Genomic DNA, 24,471 nt, shown 5'->3' with positions numbered 1-24,471 from the left:
CCCCGACGAGAGAATTAAACTTAAGTTCTAGTCCTTCAATAATATGTGCGTCTTGCATCAACGCATTATCGACGAAATAGGTGTTTTTCTCCTATAGCAGTTCGATACTTTATTTGCGGACGGTCCCAAACGAAGATTTTGAACTTGATGAGCTGATAGAGAAATTCGAGGCATTGAAATCGGCTTCTTAGGTCAATCCTAGCAGTGATTTGCCTTTTGTGCTTTTGAGTCGGGGTCGAACTGGGCTTGGCTAATGAAGAGATTCACAGCAGCCGAGACTCTCGGCATTTCCAAATCAGTTTTGAGTCAAAAAAGAGAGTTCTATGGATAACGTCAATAATGAAATCGAAAAGCGACGAAGGCTTCTGACTTGCGTTGTTGAGCACCTTAACGACGGTGTGATTTATGCCGCGCAACGGGCAATGAGTGACCTGCTGAACGACAATCCTCACCTTGCCGAAGCACTTCTCCTGCCAATCTTCGAGTGTTCAGAGTTTTGGCCCGAAACGATGGCGAAAGAAGCTCTGGGGATCGACACTAATGAAGATTTTGACATCGATGAATTGATGGAAAAGTTCAGGGCTTTGGATTCTGCATCGTAATGGAAACCTAACAGCGAATGGCTTTTTGAATGTCTTTCAGCCTTCGGTCGAACTCGGCTTTCAGATCGGTGGCAACCTCTTCGATTAGTCGGCCACTTTTCTGAATAGTCCGTGCCTTGGTGGACATGTCTTCGATTCGGTCAGACCATGCGATTAGTGAATCCACCTGTTCCTCAATGAACTTCAGATCGACCTCTTCGACGGAGTCTTTTCGCGCGGCTGCGACCACCATTGTCCGTGCGATCTTGTAGGCAGCATCAAAGTAGGTCAACGCCCGGCCACACCGAAGCTCATCGCGGTCCACGGTGCAATAGTAGTCTTCGCCGACACGGCGAAAGTCACCAACTTCATCAGGCTCATGCCCCTTGGCGAAAACGTAGATGCCGATAGATGCCCGGCGATTCCGTTTGGCCTCCTGCAACTCGTCGATAGCATCCTTAAAGCGGACAGACTTTTCTTTGACTTCGACCACAATGTTTTCACCCGGTGCCCCGGTGGTTTCACCAAGCGTTGCGAGCAGGTCACCCGTTTTGCAGCCGTCGATGAATCCGGGTTTCCCTCGGACAAGTGCAGGCTCGTCATCGAGATTCACACACTGATTCACAAAGAAGTCATCGTAAAGTTCTTTTTCAAACCGAATGCCTTTGACGTGACCCTTCTCGGATTCTTCTGCCGTGCCGTCGATATGGCCCAGCGCCCTGTTGATTTTCTCGAACGAGGTCGAAAGCAGTGACTGCATACGGCTCATCGCGGAACCATCTTCGTCCAGCGAAAACTCCTTCAGAACGTCATCCAACTTGGCTTCAACCAACTCTTGCACTCTTGCTTCGAGGACTGCAATGACACCTTGCTTGTTTTCCGGGTCCAGTGATTTCCCGAAGGAGCTATCAGGTCCAATCTGACATCGGATGAGCTGCGACAGTCGCCCATCTTCAGGATCAAAGAACCGCTGGAACGTACTGGCAAGTTTCCCTGATTCTCCGAAAAAGTCCTCGATGGATTTCGGGACAATCCCTTCGCCATCGGCAAAGTATCGCGTTAGGTCGCCTTTCACGTCGCGCTGAAACGTCGTCAACGAATCACGCATCTGTGACTCAAGATCACCAAAGTGGGTTTGGACAACCGTCGTGTCTAAGGTTGGACTGGCAGACTGAATGGCAATCACGCCGACCTTTAGTGCCTCAACTGCTTTTTCCGAGCGTGTATCTTCGTCGTCGAACTGAGCAAGGTACGACAGAATGTTGCGATCAGTGATGACGAGGTTAAGGTCGAGATCCGAGATGACTTCGTTGGCGGCGAATTGAACTGACATGTTGTTTCCCTTTTCATTTGTTTCTGGGTTGATCATGAAAGGGATGTAAAGCAACGAGTGTGCCGTACGTGATCTGGGATTTTCGGATGAGCCGCAACTTGTTGTAACTGCACGCTTTAACGCGGCAACAAAAATTCCACCGGTGCCAAACGTAGCTCAAGAAACACAAACGATTTTGTGAAGTAACAAAGCGGCGTATGTGTTATGCAGAATTACGGCAAGTCCTTGAGCTTGCGGCAATCGGCGAAGTGGCTCTCGGCAGCGAGGTCAGCTTTCAATAGGCACCGCCGAATCGCTCCACCGGTATCGACAGCATCAAAACCGGGATCAATTGTGAATGCCCTCAGCCGAGCTTCAAACCCACGAGCATGGAAGATGGCTGGGTGACGGTCTTCTTTGACAAACCGATAAACTGTGGCCGAAGTCGCAGCATTAAGTGGGGCCTGAATGTGCGATGCAAGCAATGCGTCTGCATCAGTTCCACTGATGAAGCCCTTGAGAGTTGTTGTGTTGCCCAACGTGTAGACTTCGACACGTCGCGATGCAGGTTCCCCCGCAACGCACCACTTTTCCCAAATCGTGATAAAAAACTGCATCCCGGCAACGTATTTTGTTGTTCGCTTCGGAGACCCGATCATTCGAAAATCGAAGAAACGGATCGTCGATGCATATTTGACCGCTCTGCCGACAAACTCCTCGATTTCGGCAGGTGTCAGCTCATCCAGCGGCTTGTGAATCTGCAATAACCGGTTTCGCGATGCCTCGTAATTGCTCTGACTTGCATCAGCAAGAAGACAAACCTCAGCAGCCGCGCCCGTCGCTGCCCGCACAGCTGCCAGATTCGATGGCTGTGTGACAACAACGTCCGCTTTCAAATTCACCGCTAGTGCCGAACACTTTTCTGGAATGGTCGTCGTCGGTTGTTGCTGCCAACGGGTCCGGTCGCACGTTACAACAAACTTCTTGTGCTGCTTCTTGATCTCCAGCAATAGCAACTGAATCCGTTGTCCCATGTTCGTCCCAAGCTGGGATACTTCGCTGATCGCAAGTCGAAGCAGTTCCTTGGTCGGTTCATCCAGCAACACTCCGTTCGAGATGATTCCACTGAGAAACGCGATCGCTTCCCGCTTCGACAACTCGTCGGTGATTCCCTTTGGTCCAAAGGCTGTTGGATCAGCCACTGCGCTAACAATCATGCCATTCCCTCACATCAACTCACGAAGACGTTCAGGAAAGAATCCGCCGGGCCAGTCATCCATGAAATCGCCGTCTTCATCAAGACGTAGACGCTCAACACGGGAACCATTTGGCCCACGACTGACATAGAGGATCGAAACATCATCCGGGGTCAATTGGCCTTCACGCACGAGTCGCTGCATCCTCAGCACCAGATGCTCGCTGTGCGTTTCGACGATGTAACGATGGCCGCGCGGCTCCTTGATGGTTGTTGCCAACAAATCACCAAGATCTGCCTGCAATCTTGGGTGAATGTGAACTTCCGGCTGTTCGATCGTGATGATCTGTTTTTCACCAGCGAGACTCTGAACGATGAACGGCAGGATTTGGCTGATTCCGAATCCTACATCCGACAATGCAACATCCACCTTGCCGCCACGTCTTTGGTCGATCAGACGCACCTCAAATAAGTCACGAGACCTGTCGCCAACGGACTGCACATTGATGTGATACCCAATTTCAAGCTTGTCCAACCATTGATTTGTTTCCTCGACAATTTCCGGTCTGCGAAACAGCAGATCGGGAAGCAGGTCACCGCGATAGCCAACACCTTGCGGACTTGTCCCCGTGAAGATGTACCATCGCTCTGGTGGTCGGCGGAAAGGCCCCATGGGATAGATGTTGTCCAGAACCGATTCCAGTCGTCGTCCGCAATCAACGGCAAAAGACATCAGATCTAGCGTTAGCTCTTTCATTCGCAGCCGTGTGGGACCGAAACGCCGAAATGTTTCTAGTTCCGGGAGTCCACCTAACTCTCGTCGCCGGATGGGCAGCGGCATAAAACCATCCAAGGCGACAACGGTCTGCAGTTCCGCACGCATCATGCGTTCAGTGAATGTGTCAATTGCGAAATCAGATTCGTAGAATCGAATCGCGTCAGCGATCTGAGTCAACCATACCTGTCGATCATCTTCGTCGTCGTTAAACAGTGATCGTTGCTGCGGAGCTTCCTGACCTTCAGACTGGAGTTGCAAAAGTTCTGTTGCGATTTTGTCAGAACGCCTTTTTGTTCGCTCGAATATCTCATGCCAGAAAGAGGGCTCACTTGTCAGAGAACTGCATTTCGCAGCGGTAACCTCAGAGACACGATCACTTCGTATCCCTCGCAATTGCATCGAATCGCGAGACAGTTTTCGTTGTTCAGCAATATCCAATGCAAACGGTCGAAACTCTGCAACAAGCTCCGACACCTCCGACGAGTGCAGAGTCAGGGACTCAAGTTGAACATTTTGAATGTCCGTTGGTCGATTGAAAGCGACTTCAAACCCGATGAAATCATCAGAACTTCCATTAGACGCCGCGTCGGGACGATGACGACCACGAGGTCCGGGTTCAGCCACGTCAACTCGGATGGAAACGTTACGGTTCAGGTCGTGATCGAAGACCATTTCCCTGAATCCGCCGAGATCGACGATGCCGCCGTCTGTGCGCGGAAGTATCAATGCACCTTTGTCCCGACTTTCCCTCGACTGCTTCAACAGATTCAGCGACTGGAGAATCGAACTCTTACCGGCACTGTTCTCTCCAAAGATCAGAGTGATCGGCGCAAATTCAATGCGACATCGTTCTCCAAACGCCTTGAAGTTTTCGAGTTCAATTGCCTTGATCATTGCCCATCCTTATGTGATATCGCCCTCATAGGCGGTCAGTCTTCGTCCACCTCATCATTGCCGTCATGCAGAAGACAATCGCGAATATCTCCCAGATGCGTTTCATTGATATGAAGCACACTCCCCTTTTGGTCTCTGCGCACATCCGAGCCACAAACCACGAAATCAGAGTCGTGCCCGTTCGTTAGGTGGTCGAAAAGCTCTGTTTGCTTTCCGAGGTCTTTATGCACATAGTCTCGATAGATTTCGCTGCAAACTGGGCATAGCACAAGGTTCAAAGGTGTCATCACCTTCAATTCGTAGTCATTGGCGTCGGCCCACTTCTCCGTCAACAAATAGACGCATTCGCCGCAATCTTCGCCGTTGCGTTTGACGAAAGGCATTGCATCGAGGCAAATCTGACAGAAGACGGATTCGTCTTCTTCATCGAAATAGAAATCAAACAATGCCTGACGATCGATCTCGGACCGTGAGTGGCTCGGGACCGACCGCAGTTTTTTGACGCTCTCCTTAATCGGCGCTTTCTCGCGACGTTCCTTGAGTTTGCGTTTGCGTCTCTCGCGATTGCGTGACTCCGACTCATCAATTGCCTGTCCCCGAGCAGCTCGGTTCTCCATCGCCTGACGGAATTGTTCGAACTCGGCAGCGTTACACTTAATGAACTCGATGTCTTCGATCGAGACTCCTAATTTGGAGGCGGTTGCTTGTTGTTGACGCCGTTCCTCCGACTTTTTTTGGTCACCACAACCGAACTCCACAGCCTTCAGCCAATTGGAGCCGGAATCAAAAGGGAAACCATCCGGCAACATTTCTGCCGAAGCATCCTGTGGCTTAACGAAGCCCCCGCCTTTTTGTGGCACCCATTCGCATTTCACAAGGGTGTGAACTAGTTGAGATTTGGCGTTACGCGAGCCATTGGCTGCATTCATCCGATAGCTCGCTATCAGGTAGTTTGGAGAGCTGGGCAAGTCGCACATCGTCCGCCATATCAAACGTGCAAGGTCAATGGACGGCGACTTCAACAACTCCTTTAGGCGAACGATTTTGAAGTCGCGATCCATTCCAGAGGATGTAAACCGTTCTCCGGGGACCATGCAAAGATAGTTCCATGACGGATTGTGAGTGCAGCTCGTCATTGTCGGACGTAAAGTGGTTTGTACACCGACGGCTTCAGCAAACTTTGCGATTCGTTTTTTGCCAATCCCAATCGTGCTGTAGTTCGATGCAAGCGGGTAGCGTTCGGCTTTGTCGCCTAAAGCATCGTAATAGGCAGATAGTCCTGTCTCCCTGAACGGGGAATCAAGATAGATATCTGACGCATTCGCCCAATCACCATCTTCACATTCAAAAATGGAGTAATCCTTGAAGAGACTTGCCCTCTTCGGCTCCGTTTCGACGAGAGCGACAAACCTTTTCAGATCGCCCTTTTTGGGTTCGATCTCGTCACCATCGTACCGCAGCTTTAGAATGGCCTCAATTTCTTCAGCTTCTCCGACCTCTCGCACTCCAATGTGCTCAAGAAACTTTTTGGCAGCTTCTTGTTGCTTCTTGGTCTTCCCTGATGTGTAGACTCCTTCCGCAACACGCGGAAGGGTCTCGTCATGCTGAACACCATCACTCGGAAAATAGGACTCGCCGCCGACGCCTAACGTACCATCGCTTTGCCTAACGATCGTCAATGATTTGAACTGCGCAAAAGCTCCGGTCGGCTCCACTTCGGTGTAAAGAGCCGCGTAAAAAGCTTGCATCCAGTCATCAGGTTTGCCGTTCAGCCATTCCAGAAATGACTCGTTCGGCTCCCGCCATGAGTAACGAGTCGCGTTAGTTGTCAGGAATTCAACAAAATCGTCTGCCCCCCAATCCCTCAGGTCAAGGGAATCAAGGAAATGATCTTGTAGGCTGTTCTTCTGTGATGCACCAACTGCCCACTCGTAAGACTCGTCGTCGTCAAGGTCAAGAAGAAAGCGAATGTCATCTTTGGTCAGCAACAACTTTAGAGATGCCTTGCTTTGAAGCAACTGCGATGCAGGCGCATGGCCCTTATTAAACGTAGGTGTAAGTGCCTCAGAATCCATCTCGTTGATAATCGCAGCACGAAATATGTGGTAGCGTTCTGGCAACGTCTCTTTGGAGTTTGGCATTACGCCAAGGAAGTCAGCCGTAAGCAGCCGCAAATCTCGAATCGAGTGCAGCGACGATGCCGACAACCGTGCCAACTGCTCGAACAACGGCTCGTTTGCGACTGTCTCCTTCACGCTGGCTCTGCTCAGTTCAGGAACAAATGGTGCGTGTAAATGAAACCGCAAACCCGATGCCTCTTTCGCACATGGAAATGAGACCGCAACAATCCCCGTTTCCGCACCAATAATTTGCATTTGCCGGTGAAGTGGCTTCTTCGAATTGAACGAAGTCACTTCCTTTATGAACCGAAGTGGATATGCAAGCCTGACATGCTGTTTGTGCAGTCCAGTCACCAACTCCGAGAATCGCAGGAAATGGCTACTCTCAACCACATGGTTCGAGATCTCCTTACGTACTTCGTAATGCGTCTCTGAATGCTGAATTCGACGAACGACTGTGCTTCCCCAGCGGATTTCTTCGACGCATGAAAGAAAGAGAAGTGTCACCTCCGATAATTCGTCCAAACGCGTCTGGATTTCGTCGTAGGCATCCTGCGGAGATTTCTTGCTGCTGTTGAATGGAAACTCAAATCGAGTCGTCTTGCCCAAAGATGAGTCACTTGGCAATTCGCTTGGCAGAACGAGTTGGTCGATCTGAAAACAAAATGTTGGCGAGTAAATCTCTGGTGAGTCGGTGTACGCGAAAACGGCCTTAAATCCAATTCCGAAACACCCGATTTTCTCCTTGTCGGTTGCTTTCGTGCCCTCCCCAATGTCGGTGATGCCCCAAACATCATCTGCGGTGAACGGCTCTCCGTTGTGTTCAAAAACCAGACGATCTTGCGTGAGAGTAAATGACGCTTTTGTCGCCCCCTTATCCTCCGCGTTCTGCAGTAGCTCATAAATAAAATGAGCATTGTCGGGATAAAGGTCTTCAACTGTTCGCCGAATCCCTTTGTGTTTCTGTAACACACGTGCAAGGTCGCTTCGGTCGTCTCGCACTTCGTTCAAGAATGCTACATGTTGATTCATGCACTTAACCCCGTGTGATTTCAATCGTCCCAATCATGATGCGTTCCGTCGTGATGTCTGCTTGTTCTGAACTCCTTGTCAGTTCGGCTGAGCGCTCCTCGTACTCTCGGTTCGCTCGGTCGATTTCGGATTGTCTCATACGAATGATCTTTTCTTCCGAGGCAGATTTCAGCCGGTCGTTCAACATTGCAATTCGGCCTTCATGGCTGGCATTCAGACTTTGCTGTTTGAACTTCGCCAAATCGACGATCTTGTTGCGATAGCTGCTGAGGGCATCTTTCCAGAAGACGTAATGACGAGAATCCAGTTCATCGATGTCGGCATCCAAAATACTTCGCTCATCGGATGCTTCGGAATCAACTGCGAGTTGAAGCAGGCTCAGAATGTGTTCGTTGACGGACTCATCTTTAGCGATGACTCGAATGTCCAAGTCACGACGCAGCCCGATCAATTCCCACTGGAAGACGGCAAACGGATGGACGCCTACTGGAAGCTTGGGATCGGAAACGGTGAGATGCACTTCAGCATCACTGACAGCATCCAGCGAGTTCGCAGCCTGCCGAATCAATGGATGGACAGGTGTCACTAACTGAGCGGATCGGTTTTCGTTGGCGCATTGACCATCGAACGTCATCGCGAGATGCGGGTCACTCCCCTTCAACCACTTTTCCCATTCACGCTGCCCGGTGCTGCTTTTAGTCGATAGCTGACGGGCATCATGAAGAAGTTGCTTGCGGACGTTTTCGTTGGCTCTCAGCGTTTTGAGTGGACTCTCGCCAAGTATGGCCGCAGAGCCATCCAATGATGCGAGGTACGTGACAAGCAAGTTGTTCATTGCACCCGGCTCCAGCCAGTAACTGGATGCATCTTCAACTTCCTCTTTGATTCGCTGCTTGGTTGGCATCTCTATTCCGAACAGTTCCAACTGCCGTTCTTCGAGCTTTTCTTCTTCCTGTAGCTGACGAATTTCGTTGTCTTCAAGTTGCTGCAACCGCTCCCGCACTTCCTCATCCGACAGTTCGGACTTGACTGCGATGTCCTGCAACTTGCTGGTGATCTTGCCGAGGATGTCTTCGCTGGCCCCCAATGCTTGTTCAAAGATTCCGATTCGCATCAGACATCGTTCGTAAATATCTGCATCAACCGTGTCTGGAGTGATCATGTTGTAGATACTTACGAACTTGCTCTTTTGTCCGTTACGGTCGATACGCCCAATACGTTGCTCCACACGCATTGGATTCCAAGGCAGGTCGTAATTGATCATGCAGTCGCAGAACTGGTAATCTAGACCCTCACAACCCACTTCGGAGAACAGCACCGCATCAAACGCGTCGGGGTCATCTTTGGGCTTCTCGAATCGTTTCCGCACGTCGGTTCGTTCGTCATCGGGAATGCCACCGTGAACAAGCCCCACACGAATTCCGGCTTTCCGTAGTCCATCGTGCAGGTATCGGAGTGTGTGGCGGAACGAACTGAAGATCATCACACGATGATTTGGATACGTCTTGGCATCCTGCTTCTGCTCGACAAGCTCGACAACCTTTTCCAATTTGGGGTCAGTCGGGTCGAGGTTCTTTGCCATTGCAACAACGGCTTTCACCTTTTCTGCAATGGTCTCAAGTTCGTCTGGGTCGGCATTGAGTTCATCGACATCAACCTCAGACAACTCCTCTTCGCTCACATACCGCGAGAGAATGTCCTCGATAAATGGAGCGAGACCGAATAGGCAACTTGCCGCCTGCCGCCGTATTGTGGTCATCATGAACTTGACGTGCATGGACCCGTGCAAGTCAGCAAGGATTTCTGCCTGAACCTTCAACAAGGCGTCATGCAGCATTCGCTGTGAGTCAGTGAATTCGATCTCAACCGTTTGAGAGTTTCGTGTTGTAAAGTCGCCAATGTCACGACGGCGTGTTCGATTGATGATCCCTGAGAACGTATGCAGGCTCTCAAGATCGTTGATCAGCCGCACACGGTCGTGGTCGGACAGCTTGGGCGACGACAATTGGAGTTTGATTGCTTCGACTTCCGGGTTACCATCCAACATGGTCCGGCCCCACGATGTCGCTTCTGCCTCCTCCAGCTTTCCAATCGCAGCCGCTTTCCAGTCATCGGCCCCACCGCGAGCCAGATTCGCTGCCGCGTTGATCATCGGATTCGGTTCTGACATATGCTGGAAACTGTCTCGATCGATCACGACATCTGGCCGTAGCAGATTAAGCAGGCTGTAAAGATCGTTGTTGCCAAGTTGCAGCGGTGTCGCTGTCAGGAAGATGGCAGCTTCTGCGTTGTCGCAGAAGAATCTGACGGCTTCATGGGCGTTGGTTTCTGAGTTGGATACTCGGTGTGCTTCATCAACGATGACCAGATCGAATCGCGGCGCAGGATCGAGGTCAATCAAACATGGCTTACCGGTCTTCTTGCCCTTCGATGTCCCACTAATGATCTGCTCATTTAGGATTGAGTACGGAACAATCCCAAACCGATGGTTCTCCGGCCATTCACCATCAAGATCACATTCCGAGACACAGTGGCGCAACAAAGCGCCGTCGAAGTGTTCGAAGTTCTGATCGAACCGCTTCATCTCCGTCTGCCACTTCTTCTCCGTGATCAACGGACGAGGACAGATGATCAGAACCGAGTTAATTTCTTGGCGTGCCTGTAGCTCACGCAGAATAAGCCCCGCTTCGATGGTCTTGCCGACACCGACGCCGTCTGCAATCAGCAAGCGAGGGCGATCAGCTCGGATAAAGCGAAGCACAGGACGGAATTGATAGGCAATAAAGTCAATCCGGGCTGCATTCAGCGAGTACAGCGTCGATGTTCCGGGATGGTTGATGTACCGAGCGGTCAGCAGTGCGCGGCACCCATCGGCAGACAGCGCTTCGCCCGAATCAACACCCTGTTCATCAGCGATCAACTGAGAAGCAAAGAACTTCCGTGTCTTACCACCAAGGAGAACGGTGTATTGCACTTCGGGACCAGACTCGCTCACATCGATCACGGCACCGCACTGCTCCGGCTGTGACTGCAAGCGAACAAGTTGTCCGCGTTCGAATTCTGGTTTGTTAGTCATGTTTCACTTTGCTTCGCATTGACGTATTTTCGGTCCACTTTGCTACGACAGCTCCTCGGCTAGTCGTTCCAGCAACGCCAGACACATCATGATGGTTGCTACCGCAACGCTCTCACATATCGGCTGACCATCTGCGTGTTGTTTTCGATTTCGGAGACCGTGAATGGCACTAATCATCTCATAGGTGTCTTTGGATACAGAGTCGGCCTTGTTTTCCAAGCCTTGAGCACCACCGGTGAGCAGCTGCAGAAGTCCAACCTGAATGGCACGTTCATTCGGGACTGCCAATGAGGCTTGCCCACACAGCGTCCCAACGACCTTGTTCTGGTGTTGATTCTTGTCCTTCCAATACTCGACGAGCTCTGCCGGAACTTCGCGACTGTCACCAAACTCGTGTTTCATGACGAGATCGAGAGCACGGTCACGAATGTCGGTGAGGTTGGTGAGGCAATCACCGGGGTGATCCGGTATTCCAAGAATTGACTGACCTACCCAACGAAGGAGGTCGTTGTCGAAGACGGGAATCTGTTCGAGTCGAATCCGAAGCACGTCGCCAATGTTGGACCGGAAGTCATCAGGATCGTTGAATAGTCGAACAAGACTGCCAGAGTCACCTGAAGTACTGCTGAGATGCTCTTTCAATAGATGACACGTTGGCTTAGCTTTGTTGCGATTAACATTTGCGAAGCCACGAGCCTCCAGTGCGTTTACATTGTTTGTGCCCAGAACTTGGACTGCCGTTTCACCATTTTGAATAAGCGTCTGATAGGCTTCCTGAGCTTCCTGTGGACATTCACTCCAAATCGACCGAAGGGATCGTCTAGCATCCTGAACTCCACTTCTCGCTACTTCGACCACGTTTTCGTTGGAGATCGGTGACGAAAAGCCACCCGAGGCCAAACGATTCAACAGTTCGAGTAATAGTTTCGGATGCCCACCCGTCCAGTTAGATGCCTCTGTCCTCCCCCCACTGCTGAGTTCGAGTCGAGCGATTTCAAGTAACGTCTCAATATCATGCTCGTCGAACGGCTTGACGTATTCCTCGTCAAAAATGTTCCAAAACTCGCTTGTGCTGGCCTCTTCGTTGCGAATAAGCAAATCCAAGGGAGCACGAGTGGCAGTGACAATCTTGTGCATTTTCCCATCAATGATGCTCCGCATCTGGTCCCAAAGATGGACGGAGAGATTGTCCTGCCCAAGTGGCTTGTCGAGCCCATCCCACAACATCAAGACCGGCTCATCGCCTTCATCCAGCAGGTCGGTGATCTCTTTGAAGTGGGAATAGGATTCTTCCTTCAGATATGTCTGGTAATCGGAATAGTCTTTGGGGGCATCCTGCATTACCTGATGAAGTTGGCCGCACAGCCCGGAGATAAACTCGGCATCCGTCGTCGGGCACACATGACCAAGGTGCCAATACATGACCAACGAGTATGGAGACTCGCCGTCAGCGACTGCACGGTCAGCGACTGCCTTCAAAAGTACGGTCTTGCCGATCCATCGGGGGCCAATCACCGATAGATTGCTCGGCGTTGTTTTGGACAGAGCACCCCAGACTTTGTCCATCAGTGCCGCGCGGGCCAGCATCGGTCCATTTGTTGGAAAAACTGGATCACTCATTCTCTGCATTCTCCGTTTCCGCGCTCTCCGCACGTGCCTTGCTCATTAACCCTGTGTAATCCAATGTGTCGATCCACAGGCCCATCAATGGAACTGTTAGCGAATAGCTTTCGCCGTCGTTTGCCCCTGAAAAGTCCAGCAGCTCCAAATCAGTCAACCATTCCAAGTCGGCTGTGAGGTCTTCCTCTGTAACATCAATGCCATGAGCACTGAGCTTCTCACGAATCACCGGAAGTCTGAGCGGATCTGGGCCGTCCGCCTCGCGATGGCATAACGCGAGGATGAACCGCTTTCGATCCGTACCTGCGTACTTGAAGAGGTCATTGAAGTGACGTCTCTTCAGAACTTCGGTCGCAGCGTCGTTTACGTGATCAACCGTGATAGAACGAACGCCGGAAGACTTTGCTGCAAGGAAGACACTTTCGCAAAGGCACTGCAGGAAGTATGGCTGTCGAGCAGCCAAAAACACGACACGCCCAATAGCATTCGGAGCGTAGATCAGCCTCCCCTTAATGGGTTTCGTAACAAGAGTCTCGGCGTCTTCTTTTGTCAACGACGTGACATTGAAGGGAGTGCCCAGACCGTACAACGCGCTGAAGTATTCTTCTCGAATTCGACGGAAGCGTTTCATCGACGTCAGGATTGCGGTCAGTCGAGTGTCTGACTGAAGCAGAAATCGCAAATTCTCGGGAACCCCAGAAGAGGTAACACCATCCTCGATACCTTCCTGCAGTTTGTCGAATTCATCCAGTAGGAAAAGCAGCCGTAGTTTACGAGATTCCAACCAGTCCAGAAGCACCTCGATGTATTCACGAAAATACGTGAACGGTGCGTCTTCCTTGATGGCTCCCCGAACAATGTCCACGACTCCCGGCTTGCCTTGCTGTAGTACGGAGCCGTCCGGCAACAGAACTTCACCGACGTTCCGTTGAATGGACTTCGCAGTTTCAATAGCGATGCCACGGAACACTTCAACGGTAGGGACTCCCTTTGCTCGCTCATGGTTATCACCCTCGTTGGCGTGCAAACTGTGATAGACTCCGATCCAACCCGGTATCGAATCGCAACCTACGAGGTGCCACAAGATTGATGATTTCCCAGCTCGTCGGTTGCCTTCCAGAAGAACAACATTGCCGCTGTGGCCGATCACGTTCCGTATGTCGGCGAGTAACTCGTCACGACCGACAAATACTTCATTGCGGTCCGTCTTGACCGCGTTGCCAGTAACGTACGGACTGTGGCCTAACGACTCTGCCGCTAGTTCATCAACGGCGTCTTGGTCAACTTCGGCCCTGCCGAATTCGACCCCAAGCTCAAGCTTATCCTCAACCAGTTTTCCAGCAAGGTTTCGCGCGGTCCATTTTAGAGACCACTCTGGATCGCTCCATCGCAACGCTGTGATAGAATTATCCGAGTGCGATTGATCACTCCCCTCAAACTCCAATTCAACGACGTTTCCGGGTGAAAAGAATGAAACGTCTGCTGGAAGCACAGCAGTCATGGGTGGATTGAGACTAAACGAAACATCTCGCAGCGGAACTCGCCCCTTGTTCTGAACCGTCAGCCGCAGTCGCATTTGCCCCTGTTCGTCTTCGGTTGATTTCGTTACGTCGGTAACAATCTGAAAGTCAGCAACCAAGTGCTTTGTGTAAGAATCGATCATATTCAGAACACGCAGTGTGAGTTGCTTTGCGCGGTCCTGATTCGGCAGGTGCCCTTCAATGGAATGTGTTGATTGGTGCAGCTTGACTTCGATCGACTGCAGAACGCTTATTAACGCTGCAGGGTCGGGGATTCTTGAAACGCCCTTCAAAGGTTCTGAAGCTTCACTGAATGCCAACGCCCACGGAACCAATGGACTTTGTTCACTCAGACTTTCGACCGTATCACTACCGGGACCAACATCGAGCCAGCACGCGAGGCAATGAGTGGCGATGCCAGCAGCATAATTCTCTGGCGAGTTCAGGTAGTTTGTTGTGCGATCCAAATGGTAAGGGTGTTTGCACTCCTTGCAGATTTTGACAGGGCACTCTGATGCCGCAACTCCCTCAAGTAACTCAAGAACCTTGCGGCTGGACAGATCACCTTCGTAACCTTCAACACTTTTCAAGTGGTGAGACACCCAGTCGTTCAGTTCCGACGCCAACGATTGTGAATCATCCTCGCTAAGTAATTCAGCAAGATATGTCAGCGCGTCAATACCGAACTTTCGATGCTGATCGGCGATTCGCTGCTGGATCTGCAGTGGAGGCAAAGCCACCGGAAGATCTTTGATTGCACGAACGGACAGATTCTTTGCGGCTGATCCACGGGAACGATCTTCCATCCATGCATTGGCTTCGGTGCCTTGCAGGTAAGCCAACAAATAGTGCGGATCAATCGTTCCTTCATTGACTCGCAGAACAAAGAAGCCACTGGCCGCAATCCCCCCGACTGCTCCATCACGCACGATTCCGGCTTTGCCGATGGTTCCTGACTTGGAAAGAAGGATGTCTCCAGCTCGAAGCCTCCATTTGTCGTCGATGGTCGAAGCGACTGCTGGCATTAGCCATGAAGATCCACGTGTCGCCTGTCCCTTCTCTACATCCTTGATGCGGACATACGTGATCGGTTCATCGGCAAAACTAAATGGACGCTGAGGGTTGATTTCCTCACGCTCTACATCCGGGAACAGCGTTTGGCCCGATGGCTCGAAATTCGACTTCGGAGGTGACTGCATCAGGTCATTGGCCCGAATATTCCGTCCGGTCATGATGTCGCAGCAATCGCTCAGCAGTCGAAGTTCAGCTTCCTTTGGAATCGAATCGAGGATGCTTTCGAGAGCGCTACGGTCACGTCGTTTCGGTGTCAGGTCGTACTCGTGCTCCGCGATTTGTGAAATGGTCACATCCCAAGAGTGAATGCTGTCAGTTTTTGGTGACTGAACAGCGTCTGCGATCTCCGAATACTCCATGAAAGAGCCTGTCGTTTGTTCGGTGATCTCATGCTTGTCGAGGCTTGGCTTAACCATCCGAACTCTCTCGGTTGAGCCGCCTTTGCGGATCAACAAGATGCACGTTTCGATTGAGGTGTGCGGACTAAACGCTCCCTTCGGCATCGCAACAATGGCTTCGACGCGATGCTCACGGAGAAGCCATTCACGCAGATGCTGCTCACGTCCTCCACGGAATAGCAGGCTGGGTGGGACGACCATCACACATCGTCCACCGGCGTGCAGTTTTGTAAGCGCATGTTGAAGGAATAACGACGACGAATCCTTGGTCGGAATTGGGTAGAGTTGCTCCACTTCGTACGAATCGATCTTCATGCCCCATGGAGGATTCGCCAAAACAACGTCAAATCCTTCATCCGATTGAACACGTTCTGGCTCCAGCAAGCTGTTGCCGTTTGCAAGGTGCGTATGGCTGACACCTGACAAGCCGAGTCGTGTTACACCGATCATGAACGCACTGGAGTTAATCTCCATGCCCGCGATGCCCAACTGCTGCTGGTTCGGGCCTTGATTTGCACTGCCGACCGGAAGCGTCTTGCGTTTCTTGACACTTTCCAGTGCGGTAGTCAGCAAACCAGCGGAGCCGAAACATGGGTCATAAACCGCTTCACCACGTTGCGGATTCGCTATTTGAACCATCAGGTTCGCGATTGTAGTTGGTGTAAAAAATTCACCGGCAAACCTGTCGGTATTATTCTTCAGAACCTCGTCCAGCATGTCGCGAACAGCAAGACGATCGGCTGGCGTTTCAAAAGGCTGATAAGCCAACCATTCAATGATCCTGCCAACAGCTTCGACTGAATGCTGTGAAAGCGTAAGGATCGCACTCGCTGCGTGGTGAGCAGTGTTGGCAATCATCCAGTTCCGGGAATGTGCAAAGTCCTCAACAATGTCCGGTAAATGCCGAATTGTTTTCTCAAATCCGTACCGTGACTTATCAGATAGCTCCCGCCATCCAATTCTTGAAGTTGACCGAGCCTGATAACCGGGGTCTTCAAACGCCGAGATCGCTTCATGCTCTGCTTCCTCGAAGTCGGCCCAACGCAGAAAGACTAGCGCAGCAAACGCCGCATTGACCTCACTTGCAGGCATCTTACCCAGAGGTTCACGCAGCAAACGCGAAATCTCCATGTTTGAAAAAAGTCGGTGCTCTCCGTTCATTCAACATTGCCTCCATCGGAGACAACTGGCACGTAAATCTTCTCCTTAACAGCCTCAAGGTCGGCGCGAAGTTTCTTTGGACCGCCATACTTTGATGTCAGTGTCTGGAAGCTCCCAAACTGACCAACGAATTGCGGAAGTTGATACGTCTGCCCACGCTCCAACTGATCGACGCCGTAGAGCGAATAGTGGTCGAGAGTGACTCTCCAGAATGCGAGCTTCCAAGAGTCTGTGTTTTCATCGCGTTCAAAGGAGTTTTCCTTCAATCCCAATCTCTTTCGAAGCCACGGTCCGTCAAAGCCCCAAAAGTGTCGGACGCGATCCTTGCGAGTTGGAACATCACCTAAGTCGAACCCCACTTTCGCCAAGACATCAACGTCGTCAACGCCATGCATATCAAGTTGATGACGCAACTTCTGGATCAGATCTACGCCACCTAAGCGGTTTCGAAAACTCCGGCGTTCGTCATGAGATGCCCAGATCTGAATGAGTTGGTCGAAACTGTCGTTGCAAAGAGCACGAATGCTTTTGCCAATTACACGCAGATCATCAGATTCAACTACATCCGCTCCTTGGTCCGAATGAGGCGTTGAAATACACGGATCCGGTTGCTGCAGAAGCTCTCGGTCATTTTCTGGAAAGCCCATCCAGTCCGTGTCCAACGCACCAAGCGATTCACAGTAGTCGAAGACCGTGAAATATCGTTTACCGATTGCGTCACACGGCAGAGCACCCTGTGAAATCAAATTGCTGAAAACGGCTGAATTGGCGATCGGACGTGCCAATACAATGTTCGAAACATCGGGAATGCTCACTTTGGAAAGCATATCCACCGACACCGCAACGCGCAGACCACTCTCGTCATTCTGTCGAAACCGATCGATCAGTAGCTGGCTCTCTGGGTGAGCGGAAGAAATATGTACCGCAAAGGATGGGTCACGTGACACTCGCTGCAGTTCGGAGGTCATCATTTCGGCGTGAGTGCTATTCACGCAGAAGACCATTGTTTTTCTCTGCTTCTCGTCGAATCGACTCAGAGCCTTCCACAGATCCGAGGCTATATGGCGAGTGTTTTCCGCCGTGACGATGGCTTTCTCAAACTGTTCTTCAACCAACAGGTCGCTGTGAAACGTACCCCATGCAGGCGTTCGTGACTCGATAAGGAACGGAAGCAGGTAGCCGTCGTTGATTGCGTGCTGCAAGCTGTAAGCGTAGATTGGATTTCCGAAGTATTCCAACGCCCCAAGATGCGGTGAATCCATCAAGCCGATCTGGAGTGCCTGCTGAAAGTGTGCGAGGATTCCAGCTCGGCTTCCAAGGACTGATTGACATTGATCCAAGATGACCAAATCAAAAAAGTCGGACGGGAACTCTTCGTAGAGGACTTCTGCCCCACGATCGTGAGACATCATCTGGGACGTTGCGAAGAACACTCGTTGGTGATCTTCAGGCTTTGCGTGCCGTTGAATCATCGACCTTGTGTCACCGAACGCAGCAAAACACTGATAGGATTCCTCGACTCGATGGCGACGATCCGTCAAGAACAGGACGCGTTTACTCTTAAACGCATTGCTGTTCAGAAGCTTCCAGACCAATTGGAAGATCGTGTAAGTGGCCCCTGTCTTGGGCGACATCAACAAGCTGGCTCGTCGATTTCCTTCGGCGAAGTGAGACAACGTCGCCAAGATGGCCTGTTCCTGATACGGCCTGAGCCGCGCTGGCTGACCATCTTCTCCGAAGGGTGCCGCTGCGATCGCCTCTCCCCATCCCACCGAATGTAGCGGAATGTTTGACTGGCTGATCAGTTCTTCGGGCGAAGGCGGTGCATCAAGGAGGTGAGCCTCACCGGATGCGAGGTTACTAACTGACCATTGCTCACCATTGGTTGCAATCGCAAATGACACTCCGGCACGCCGAGCATAAATAGTTGCTTGTTCCGTAGCGGCCTGCAGATCCACCGCTCCGCGTTTTGCTTCAACGACGGCAAGCATGACTCCTTGGAATCGCAATAAGTAATCAGCGACAGGCACTCGCTCACGCAGATCGTCACCGGTAATCCTAAATCGTCCCGGCACAACCATAGCCTCACGCTCGAACTCCCATCCGGCATTCGCCAGTGCTTGTTCGATTTGATTGCGGAGGTGGTTTTGTTCGTCCAACGACATTTCAGTTTCCAGTGTGCTCGACCACATCGTGGCCGATTGAAGCTATCACTCTTGCTAACAAGGTTTTCGGGTCGGGTTCAGTCAACCAGTGGCTGATTTCGTGAGCCTACTTCTTACCCTTTTTCTTTGACGGTGTCTGAGCCAACGCACTTGCTGCGGCTGACTTCGATGCCTTGCTTGTGCGACCGTCTGTCAGCGTTTTGGATGCTGCAGTTGCCGCCGTTTTGCTCGTCTGTTTCTTTGGTGCTCCGGTCTGTGACAACGCGCTTCCTGCGGCGGACTTGGATGTTTTGCCAGTCGAACCGGACGACAGCGTTGTCGATGCCTTCTTTGCGACTGGCTTGCTTGTAACTTTCGAGTTCTTCTTTGCCATGTTTCTTTATTCCTGCGATGTTACGATTTGCAACGCGACCGATTCGAGTCTCAACCGTTCCTTAGGCAATCGCTGTGCCAAACGTGATTGCGTTGTAAAACGCTGCAGTTTCCACGCTTTTCGATTCTGGTCGCAGCTTTATTCCACAACTGCGTTTGTGATGATGTAAGCAGGGTTGTGGTGATACCGCACTCGCTATTGAAATTCTCAATTGATATTCCAGCAATCATGTCGTTGTCATCCCCTCGGATTTGTTAGTTTCGGCACCATAATCTTTCGCACGAGCGAACCAGCCTCGCTGAAAGTCGAACGAAAATACGAAGAGAAGCGTAATTGCATAAACAGCAATGCCGGAATACAGCAACGGTTCAGACAGTTCACCGAAAGCGACTTTGCTCCACCAAGGTTCGTTCTGTCCCGCTTCTGCATTGATGTGCAAGCCAGTAGACCCCACAGCAACGCAATAGGTTGCCAACGACAGACCACCCCACAAGGCTGTTCGTTGAATGACGGTCGGAGCGAGCTTAGCCTGAACCTGTCCACGTATTGCTAGAAACAGTCCCACCAACACGACAACACTTACGAGCACTCCGATCCACTGACCGCAGTACCGCACAATCGGAACAATGAGCAGCAGATAGGCTGAAATCAAAAGCAAAGGCCCCACCCAAGCGTTCCACCAAGCTGACAGAGCCGGTGGAATGTCAAGCGTTGAATGGTTCGCCTGAAGTGCCAAAGCAATCAACGCTGGCTCTCGCGTCGTTCTGGCATCGCGCTGTCCACCATTTAATACGGATTCGCACCGCGATAGATCAAAACGTTGTGGCACTGATCCATTTTGGCTGACTTGCGGTAATGTGGATCTCAAGCTTGCATAGTTAAAATGCTGTTCGGATTCATCGAGTGAACTGTTCACCGCAAAGACGGTCTCGCAGTCCTCCCATGAGAATTCATGATGCGCCCCGCAATGATCACAACTACTGGCAACGAGCTGCTTGAACGAGTCGGAATCGTCTGTTTCCAGCACCGTTCCGGCTTCGCCGTCCTCCGTGTTCGGACAGGTTACACGTACCCAAAGCCGCAACAGTCCAAACTTGTGAAGTTGCTGAGCGACCGTCTCGGCTGTAGTGAGCGGAACTGACAACTGTTGGGAATCAATTCTCGGCTCAAAAAACAGGTCGCGATGAACACGAGGGTCCGCAGGCTCTTTTGGCAGTCTTTTTTCAAGACTGTTAAGAACCTTATCGACACCGGGCAGTGCAGAATACTTTGCTCGTATTATGCTGGCAGCGTTACGGTAGATGGGCCTTAATTCGTTCAATGACATGCTCCACTTGCGCGTCGGTACAGGGCCGAGGGAAAAAGAGCCGACAGACTTCACGTGATATCTGTTGCCCCATCTTTACTTTATCTGCGTGCATCCTCACGTGGATGTCAGCGTCGTCAATCTTCCATTTGCCACGAAGGCTCGTTCGAGCAAATCCCTCTGCGAATCCCCATTGCTCAAAATCACGAATGTCCGACGCATCGTCTCCGGCTCCTTTGTGTGACATGCTGCTTTTGAAGTGTTGATTCTCTGGCGTATCGGTGAGCAACGAAAAGTCTTCTCTGTTCTCGATGATCTTTTGAAAAGCATCCGAGAGTGGAAACCGAGCCAGCTTATTGAACCAAGTCATGCCATCATCCCCATATTGAGATTCGATGATCTCGACCAAGAAGGAATACACACTTTTGGTTGTGTCAAGATTCGACGCCTTTTCCCGAATGGGAACTCTCGCTTGTAACGTCTTGTTGACGCGGTCCAACCTCAGGATGACAGCTGTACGTTCCTTCTCACGTCGCTTCATGATCTCAATCAGATCCTCCGACTCCTGCGTTTCATTTGAGATCCAGTAGTAGCGTGGAGCGATAACTTTCATAATCAATAGACGCTGATCGTTCTGAATCAATCTTGTGTATGGTTCCCGAGGTATCTCCCAAAATTCGCTTAGCGTCAGTCCCTGTGTATTCAGTGTCGTTGGTTGCTGGATACTCCTAACGACCTCATCAATGAGGTCATCGGGGATCGAAAACACGCAAACATGCTGCCGTCCGGCGATTTCGGCACCATCAAGAATGTCAACAACCTGCTGAGTAGTCACCCATCCTTCATTGAGCGACGTTGTCAGCGACTCAATGATGGAGTCGTATGTCGCATTCTGGGCAGTCGTGACTTGACCTCTCTTCAAGTCATGATCGTCCTTGATCTGCTTAAGCAGGCTGACCATGTTCTCGTTGAGCTGTCGTCGTTTGAGAAAATGCGACAAGCGTTCTTGCTGTTCGTCATCCAAGATGATTGCGTTTGGCATGATAGTAGTTCGCTGGAAGTCCTAAGGTGTTTTCTCTTAAAGTTGCCCCTTGAAGGCACATTGAACAAGGGAATGGAACAGGTCGTCTGCTTCTTCTGCAGCAACTGTCAGTTTCTTAACATCGGCTTGCGTTTTCTGAGCGAGAGTCTCGAATCGCCCGTGAAGCTCTTTCGGGGCAACCGGCACTTGAAATGACTTTATATCTGCCGATGAAATATGTGGGATGGTAGTTTCGGTTTTGAGACCGCCACAATGGGCGGTGAATGCTGGGTGGCGGATAGTTTGGTAGAGGAAGGCATTTGACACTGAGTCGTCGCCGCGCAACCGTGTCACACGCTGCACCAGATACGTAGGAAGGTCTGCCTGTGTAACTTGTGCAACCTTGATTCCACTTGATATCCAAGGACGATCCATAGCCAGTACGACATCCCCTTCAGCTAAATGCAGTTTTGTATCAACAGACTTGTCTTCCGGTCGCCAGTACCGAACGTCTGCCCAGCTTATCGTGTCGGGCATTACGTTGGCACCGCGACAAAGCCTTACGCCCTTGTCTACATATTCAGCACTCTTGAAGGCGTAACCAGTAACGATGTCAGCGATACTGCCCAGATCTTCCACCGGCCAGTTTTGCGGATTGGCAACTGGATCACCGAAGATCTGCGAATAGGCAGACCGGAGGATCGTTTCTGCCTGCGAAATTGCATCACGCCGTTTGCGGCGGATGGCGTCGGCTTTGTCGAGGATGTCGGCGATCCGCTTCTGTTCCGACAGCGGCGGTAGCGGGATCACAAAACGATCGAAGAATGCCTTTGGAACACGCTTTTGTCCCGCTGATCCCGTCATGTTTCCTTCGGCTTCGTTTCGGAATTTGGAATTCCAAACCATGTAGAAGAGATACCGTCCGTCAACGGAATCACTGGGTCGAAGCACATGAAATTCAGTTGAGCCGAAGCCTATCTGATGAGGCAGATTGTCAACGAATGCTGCCTTCCCGTTCTCCATACATGGCGTGATCTTGGCAACAATTACATCTCCGTTCTCGAAATATGTATAACCCTTCATCACGTCGCCGAGGTGACGACTCCCGTTCGGCGTCACGTCCCCCTGCTCGGATAATTGTGCCATTGGTACGAAATCAACCTTGCGTTTTATATCGCTGGCGATTTCCGTTGGAATGCGTGGGTTGACATCCACAACTTCAGAGATTGGTCTTTTAATCACATTCATCCGAGCATCGCCTCCAATTTTTCCAAGTCTGACGCGATCTCAGCTTCCAGCTTCTTCAGCCGACCGAGAATAACCTTTGGCGAATCGTACTGTTCTTCCTTGTGAACGATCTCTTTGTACCGGTTGATGGAAAGATCGAACGCGTTCTCTTCGATCTCTGACTTAGGCACGAAAAAGGCGTTGACAGTGCGATCCTTGAAGTGCTTCTTCCCGGCACCGCCATTCCATTTGGGCCATGCTTTCCTCAGGACATCCAAGTCCTGCCAATCGTCATCGGCTCCAATCTTCTCGCGTTTATCGTCGAGTGTCTTGCCGTCCGCCTGCACGTCGAAGAAAAAGACGTTGTCGGTCTGACCTCCTTTGGTGAAGAGAAGGATCGCTGTACTGACACCAGCGTAGGGACGGAATGCCCCTTGAGGTAACTTGATGACCGCTTCGAGTTGGTTCTCCTCGACCAGCATCTTCCGCAGTTCCTTGTGAGCTTTGGACGAGCCGAAGGTGACACCATCGGGAACGATGACGGCACAGCGACCACCAAGCTTGAGCATTCGCAGCATCAACACGATAAACAACAGCTCGGTCTTCTTCGTCTTAACTTTGCCGGTCAGCGTCTTGTGAACATCTTCTTCGTCCAGCGAACCTTTGAACGGTGGATTGGCGAGGATCAGGTCAAACGCATCTTCCGCCCAACGCTTTGTTTCCTTGCGGTCGGTGAAGTTGGTGCTGAGCGTGTCCTGATAGTTGATGTCGGGCGTGTCGATCTCGTGCAACATCATGTTCATCGCTGCGATGCGAAGCATAGTCACGTCGAAATCGAAGCCGTGGAACATCTCGCTCTTGATGTGCTTCCAATGCGACGGCTCGATCATGTCGCCGGTGTAGGTCTTGCCGCCCGTTTCTTCATCGACATGGATTCCATCGGGCGATGTGAAGTGCTCCCGCAATGCCTCCATAAACTGCACCAAAAACCCACCTGTGCCACACGCTGGGTCTCCGACAGTCCATGACAACGCTTCGTCTTCGTTCCCTTCGAGAACCAGATCGACCATTAAGTCAATGATGTGTCGCGGCGTACGAAACTGGCCGTTGATGCCAGCTGTCGTCAGCTTGCTGAGCAGGTACTCATACAAGTCGCCCTTCGTGTCACCCTGTGTCAGAGGCAAGGCGTCGATCATGTTGATGGCCGAGATCAACAACGACGGTTTGTTGATCATCAGCGTGGCGTCTTTCATGTATTGGTCGAAGGTATTCATCGGCCCCTTGCTGGCCGCAGCGTTTTCCAGCTGCCCCAACTTGCGGAAGTGGGGAAAGACTTCGTCACGAATTATCTCCAAGACCTTCTCGGCATTTCCTTCTTGCTTCAGCTGACTCCATCGCAGGTGCTGCTTGTCACGCGGAAAGTAAACACCGGGGAACGGTTTGTCTTTGTGCTTGCGAGACCACTTCTTCTCCTCGGTGCTCTCTCGCATGTCGAGCAGCCGCGCAAACATCAGGAACGAAATCTGTTCGATGACGGTCAGCGGATTGGTGATGCCTCCCGTCCAAAACTCTTCCCATAGCTCATTGATCTTGCTCCGCAGTTGTCCTGTAATCATGG

The 24,471-nt window shown here is 51.3% G+C and carries 14 protein-coding genes; 2 read left to right on the top strand and 12 right to left on the bottom strand.

Features of this window, described 5'->3' with window-relative positions; all coding sequences use genetic code 11:
• Positions 1-323 precede the first annotated feature (323 nt).
• Positions 324-602, top strand: a complete 279-nt coding sequence (locus Poly41_RS00895; protein ID WP_146524052.1) for a hypothetical protein — start codon at positions 324-326, stop codon at positions 600-602.
• A 7-nt stretch (positions 603-609) separates the two neighbouring features.
• Here Poly41_RS00895 and Poly41_RS00890 read toward each other — a convergent pair whose 3' ends face one another.
• From Poly41_RS00890 to Poly41_RS00855, 8 genes are all read right to left on the bottom strand, one after another.
• A complete protein-coding gene (locus Poly41_RS00890) occupies positions 610-1,914 on the bottom strand; it encodes a hypothetical protein (protein WP_146524051.1) in 1,305 nt (434 codons plus the stop codon).
• Between the two features lie 212 nt (positions 1,915-2,126).
• A complete protein-coding gene (locus Poly41_RS00885) occupies positions 2,127-3,110 on the bottom strand; it encodes a hypothetical protein (RefSeq protein ID WP_146524050.1) in 984 nt (327 codons plus the stop codon).
• 9 nt (positions 3,111-3,119) lie between these two features.
• The gene (locus Poly41_RS00880) at positions 3,120-4,760 is read right to left on the bottom strand and encodes a DUF3696 domain-containing protein (RefSeq protein WP_146524049.1); all 1,641 of its coding nucleotides are present in this window, start codon (positions 4,758-4,760) and stop codon (positions 3,120-3,122) included.
• Between the two features lie 35 nt (positions 4,761-4,795).
• Entirely contained in the window at positions 4,796-7,912 is a 3,117-nt protein-coding gene (locus Poly41_RS00875; protein ID WP_146524048.1) for a sacsin N-terminal ATP-binding-like domain-containing protein, read from the bottom strand.
• A 4-nt stretch (positions 7,913-7,916) separates the two neighbouring features.
• Complete coding sequence (locus Poly41_RS00870) at positions 7,917-10,988, bottom strand: DEAD/DEAH box helicase (RefSeq protein ID WP_146524047.1); 3,072 nt, start codon at positions 10,986-10,988, stop codon at positions 7,917-7,919.
• A 42-nt stretch (positions 10,989-11,030) separates the two neighbouring features.
• Positions 11,031-12,608, bottom strand: a complete 1,578-nt coding sequence (locus tag Poly41_RS00865; protein ID WP_197230978.1) for an AAA-like domain-containing protein — start codon at positions 12,606-12,608, stop codon at positions 11,031-11,033.
• On the bottom strand, positions 12,601-16,761 hold the full coding sequence (locus tag Poly41_RS00860; RefSeq protein ID WP_146524045.1) for an N-6 DNA methylase: 4,161 nt from the start codon (positions 16,759-16,761) through the stop codon (positions 12,601-12,603). The genes Poly41_RS00865 and Poly41_RS00860 overlap by 8 nt, the downstream gene beginning before the upstream one ends.
• Complete coding sequence (locus Poly41_RS00855) at positions 16,758-18,926, bottom strand: DEAD/DEAH box helicase family protein (RefSeq protein ID WP_197230977.1); 2,169 nt, start codon at positions 18,924-18,926, stop codon at positions 16,758-16,760. The genes Poly41_RS00860 and Poly41_RS00855 overlap by 4 nt, the downstream gene beginning before the upstream one ends.
• 179 nt (positions 18,927-19,105) lie before the next feature.
• On the opposite strand from Poly41_RS00855, the gene Poly41_RS33780 reads away from it, so the two are divergent.
• Positions 19,106-19,468, top strand: coding sequence for a hypothetical protein (locus Poly41_RS33780; RefSeq protein ID WP_197230976.1), 363 nt, complete (start codon positions 19,106-19,108; stop codon positions 19,466-19,468).
• A 57-nt stretch (positions 19,469-19,525) separates the two neighbouring features.
• Here Poly41_RS33780 and Poly41_RS00845 read toward each other — a convergent pair whose 3' ends face one another.
• Genes Poly41_RS00845 through Poly41_RS00830 form a run of 4 tightly spaced genes read right to left on the bottom strand, consistent with a single transcriptional unit; the run spans position 19,526 to position 24,469 of the window.
• Complete coding sequence (locus tag Poly41_RS00845) at positions 19,526-20,626, bottom strand: hypothetical protein (protein WP_146524042.1); 1,101 nt, start codon at positions 20,624-20,626, stop codon at positions 19,526-19,528.
• Positions 20,592-21,647 (bottom strand): hypothetical protein, encoded by a 1,056-nt coding sequence (locus Poly41_RS00840; RefSeq protein WP_146524041.1) that lies wholly within the window; start codon positions 21,645-21,647, stop codon positions 20,592-20,594. The genes Poly41_RS00845 and Poly41_RS00840 overlap by 35 nt, the downstream gene beginning before the upstream one ends.
• A gap of 36 nt (positions 21,648-21,683) precedes the next feature.
• Complete coding sequence (locus tag Poly41_RS00835) at positions 21,684-22,874, bottom strand: restriction endonuclease subunit S (RefSeq protein ID WP_146524040.1); 1,191 nt, start codon at positions 22,872-22,874, stop codon at positions 21,684-21,686.
• Positions 22,871-24,469, bottom strand: coding sequence for a class I SAM-dependent DNA methyltransferase (locus Poly41_RS00830; RefSeq protein ID WP_146524039.1), 1,599 nt, complete (start codon positions 24,467-24,469; stop codon positions 22,871-22,873). Before Poly41_RS00830 ends, Poly41_RS00835 begins: the two co-directional genes overlap by 4 nt.
• Between the last annotated feature and the right edge of the window lie 2 nt (positions 24,470-24,471).

It is taken from the genome of Novipirellula artificiosorum, from assembly GCF_007860135.1.
In the GTDB taxonomy this organism is placed as follows: domain Bacteria; phylum Planctomycetota; class Planctomycetia; order Pirellulales; family Pirellulaceae; genus Novipirellula_A; species Novipirellula_A artificiosorum.
Note: the sequence above shows the minus strand (reverse complement) of the source record. Positions and strands in the feature narration are given on the sequence as shown.

Bases quoted from the DNA above. Each gene is read 5' to 3' on its own strand.
- Poly41_RS00895 (WP_146524052.1), top strand. From the start codon at position 324: ATGGATAACGTCAATAATGAAATCGAAAAGCGACGAAGGCTTCTGACT.
- Poly41_RS00890 (WP_146524051.1), bottom strand. From the start codon at position 1,914: ATGTCAGTTCAATTCGCCGCCAACGAAGTCATCTCGGATCTCGACCTT.
- Poly41_RS00885 (WP_146524050.1), bottom strand. From the start codon at position 3,110: ATGATTGTTAGCGCAGTGGCTGATCCAACAGCCTTTGGACCAAAGGGA.
- Poly41_RS00880 (WP_146524049.1), bottom strand. From the start codon at position 4,760: ATGATCAAGGCAATTGAACTCGAAAACTTCAAGGCGTTTGGAGAACGA.
- Poly41_RS00875 (WP_146524048.1), bottom strand. From the start codon at position 7,912: ATGAATCAACATGTAGCATTCTTGAACGAAGTGCGAGACGACCGAAGC.
- Poly41_RS00870 (WP_146524047.1), bottom strand. From the start codon at position 10,988: ATGACTAACAAACCAGAATTCGAACGCGGACAACTTGTTCGCTTGCAG.
- Poly41_RS00865 (WP_197230978.1), bottom strand. From the start codon at position 12,608: ATGAGTGATCCAGTTTTTCCAACAAATGGACCGATGCTGGCCCGCGCG.
- Poly41_RS00860 (WP_146524045.1), bottom strand. From the start codon at position 16,761: ATGAACGGAGAGCACCGACTTTTTTCAAACATGGAGATTTCGCGTTTG.
- Poly41_RS00855 (WP_197230977.1), bottom strand. From the start codon at position 18,926: ATGTCGTTGGACGAACAAAACCACCTCCGCAATCAAATCGAACAAGCA.
- Poly41_RS00845 (WP_146524042.1), bottom strand. From the start codon at position 20,626: ATGTCATTGAACGAATTAAGGCCCATCTACCGTAACGCTGCCAGCATA.
- Poly41_RS00840 (WP_146524041.1), bottom strand. From the start codon at position 21,647: ATGCCAAACGCAATCATCTTGGATGACGAACAGCAAGAACGCTTGTCG.
- Poly41_RS00835 (WP_146524040.1), bottom strand. From the start codon at position 22,874: ATGAATGTGATTAAAAGACCAATCTCTGAAGTTGTGGATGTCAACCCA.
- Poly41_RS00830 (WP_146524039.1), bottom strand. From the start codon at position 24,469: ATGATTACAGGACAACTGCGGAGCAAGATCAATGAGCTATGGGAAGAG.